General features: G+C 40.1%; 2 protein-coding genes. Both read left to right on the top strand.

The genetic code is table 11. The annotated features are described in order from the left end of the window. Positions 1-52: 52 nt before the first annotated feature. The gene (locus BCT11_RS03900) at positions 53-1,048 is read left to right on the top strand and encodes a DUF4238 domain-containing protein (RefSeq protein WP_102387217.1); all 996 of its coding nucleotides are present in this window, start codon (positions 53-55) and stop codon (positions 1,046-1,048) included. A 107-nt stretch (positions 1,049-1,155) separates the two neighbouring features. Next, entirely contained in the window at positions 1,156-1,773 is a 618-nt protein-coding gene (locus BCT11_RS03895) for a LysE family translocator (RefSeq protein ID WP_102387216.1), read from the top strand. Positions 1,774-1,980: the final 207 nt, after the last annotated feature.

Below are 1,980 nucleotides of genomic sequence, written 5' to 3'. Positions count from 1 at the left end.
CTGCGTCTCTCACACCTTAACAGGGCGTTAGTTTTACAATTGATTTGGTCATATGAATAATAGAAAAATAAAGAAAAACCAGCATTATGTCCCAAAAGCTCATTTGAAGCGCTTTACCATCGAGGGACAGAAGTCACTCATTTGGGCATTTGATAAAAACAAAGGTGAATATGGTCGCCAAACTGCATCTATCAATAAGATCTGTGCAGAAGATTACTACTATTATCAGATAGACCCTCAAGGACAAGTGGACCACATACAACTAGAAGACGTCATTTCAGAAGTAGAAATGATCGGGAATAACATCATTGATAAGGTGCTAGATTCTAGATTTCTTCCCTATGTACCTATCCACGGTTCTCAGAAAGGGGAGTTAGCCTTTTACATTGCCTTACTGATGTTTCGTGGACCTAGTTTTCGAGACGGTATCGCTGAAATCTATGGGCAGGCTGCAAAACTAGTTCTCAATAAAGTTTGGGATAATTCTAAGGTTCCAACTGCATTAAAAGAGTTAGTTGAAAAAGAAGGTTTATCTAATGTCGTTGATTTACAAGTTAACTCGACGGTTAGTTTAGAACATATGGTTACGGCGGCTCAAACAGCAGCGCTTGAATTTCTCAAGAAAGAATGGGTGTTAGTAAATGCTCCAGCAGGCTCAATGTTTGTGACTGGCGATGTACCAGTTGTTTTCTACCCTTATAAGCAAGATTTAGGTGATATTGGTCCTGCCCATCCCTTAGCTGAGATTCTGTACCCTATATCTAAGAATACAGCTCTAATTCTGACGCCAAAAAGTAACCCAAAAGAGCACATTGTAATCGGGCAGTTTAGTAGCGAGCTTCTACACCAGATAAATACAAAGGTAAGTCATGCTGCTATAGACAACATTTTTAGTGCTGAAAAGCTCGATTGGTTATCTGCATTGTCCCTGTCTAAAGGGAGCTCTCAGCGATTAGTTTCGAATGCATCATCTAATGGGGTTAGTATCGTTAAGAATCCGTGGAAACGTAAAACTAACAAAGCATTTAAGAGTGATTCCCAACGCTAGGCATTTTCAGTTCAAAGTTGAGTTTCGTGTGTACGGTGTAATGATTTAGTTCTGGTGGTAGCGTTGCTCACACCTTAATGCGGCGTTAGTTTTATGGAGGAAATATTATGGAAATCTGGAAGTTATTATTCTTTATACCTGCGTGTTTTGCGCTCAATATGACTCCTGGTCCAAACAATCTATTGTCCATGAACAATGCTCGATGTTACGGTTTCAAATCCGCTTTTATTGCTGGACTTGCTCGTATTGCCGCATTCGCTGTAATGATTGCCTTGGCTGCTTCTGGTTTAGCAGTGGTTCTCTATGCCTCTGAGACTCTATTTCTAACGATTAAAATTGTGGGTGCGGCTTATTTGTTGTGGATTGCCTTTAATCTTTGGCGTTCGGAAGCAAGTCCTGTTTCTGAGCTAGAAAACACTCGCAACCGACTAGGCTTAGCCAAACAAGAATTCTTGTTAGCTGCTGGTAATCCAAAGGCGATCTTAATCTTTACTGCTTTTCTACCGCAGTTCGTCGATGTTTCAGCTAGTGTAAATGAACAGTTCTTCGCTTTAGGGGCTACGTTCCTAATTTTAGAAATGGGTGCAATATCGATTTATGCGATATTTGGAATATACCTAAGGCAATGGTTTACGAAGCCGAAAATGGCAAAGCGCTTCAATAGAGGTTGTGCAACTTTTTTGGCTATGTCTGGAGCAAACTTGTTACTGAGTCGCCAGCAATAAAACTAACAAACTGTTTAAGAGTGATTCGCAACGCGTGGCATTTTTACTATGCGTTGATTTTAGTGTTTAAGGTGGTATGCAGCGGCTTCGGTATTGCGTTGCTCACACCTTAACAGGGCGTTATAAGCTAGGAAAATAGAATGAATAAGCAAGAAAAATTAAAACTACTCAGGAAGCTTCTGGAAAAATCATCAATAGTAAAAATTG

This window comes from Vibrio sp. 10N.222.52.B12 (assembly GCF_002875385.1).
Taxonomy (GTDB): Bacteria; Pseudomonadota; Gammaproteobacteria; order Enterobacterales; family Vibrionaceae; genus Vibrio; species Vibrio jasicida.
This window is presented reverse-complemented; position numbering and strand designations above follow the sequence as displayed.

Bases quoted from the DNA above. Each gene is read 5' to 3' on its own strand.
- BCT11_RS03900 (WP_102387217.1), top strand. From the start codon at position 53: ATGAATAATAGAAAAATAAAGAAAAACCAGCATTATGTCCCAAAAGCT.
- BCT11_RS03895 (WP_102387216.1), top strand. From the start codon at position 1,156: ATGGAAATCTGGAAGTTATTATTCTTTATACCTGCGTGTTTTGCGCTC.